At 60.1% G+C, this 629-nt stretch carries 1 protein-coding gene; it reads right to left on the bottom strand.

What is annotated here, in order from left to right:
- Positions 1-323, bottom strand: a 323-nt coding sequence (locus tag ACFC3J_RS22875) for an NAD(P)-dependent oxidoreductase (RefSeq protein ID WP_375198198.1), incomplete at its 3' end; no start/stop codon positions are given.
- Positions 324-629: the final 306 nt, after the last annotated feature.

Genomic DNA, 629 nt, shown 5'->3' on the forward strand with positions numbered 1-629 from the left:
TGCGCGAACACGAGGGCGGCGCCCTTCTTCATGTTGTCGTGCAGGTGCTCGCGATAGATGTCGCCCTGAAGCTCGTCGGGCGTGAGCATCATGACGAGGTCGGCCCATTTGGCGGCTTCGGCGACTTCCATCACCTTGAAGCCGGCGTTCTCCGCTTTCTTGGCCGAGGCCGAGCCCTTGCGCAGCGCGATAGCGACTTCCTTGACGCCGGAATCTTTCAGGTTGAGCGCATGGGCGTGGCCCTGGCTGCCGTAGCCGACGATGGCGACCTTCTTGCCCTTGATCAGGTTCAGGTCGGCGTCGCGATCGTAGTAAACACGCATGGTCGTTTCCTCGTTCAGGGCCGTAATCGGCCGATGGTCAGTGTCCGAAGGGTGAAATTTGCGGATTTCGGAGGCTGTCTAGAGCATTTTCAGCCTTGAGGGAAACCCGTTTCTGCATGGAAATCCGCGACATCATGCATCCATGAAAACGGGGTAGAGAGAAGCGAGCAGCAGGATCGCCATCAGGATATTGAAGCCGCGCACCAGCCGCTCGGAGGTCAGCACCGGCCGTAGTGCAGTGCCGAACAGCGCCCAAACTACGGTCGACACCGTGCCGACGATGAGGCTGATCAGGGTCTGGATGGC

This window comes from Sphingobium sp. (assembly GCF_041987595.1).
Classification (GTDB): domain Bacteria; phylum Pseudomonadota; class Alphaproteobacteria; order Sphingomonadales; family Sphingomonadaceae; genus Sphingobium.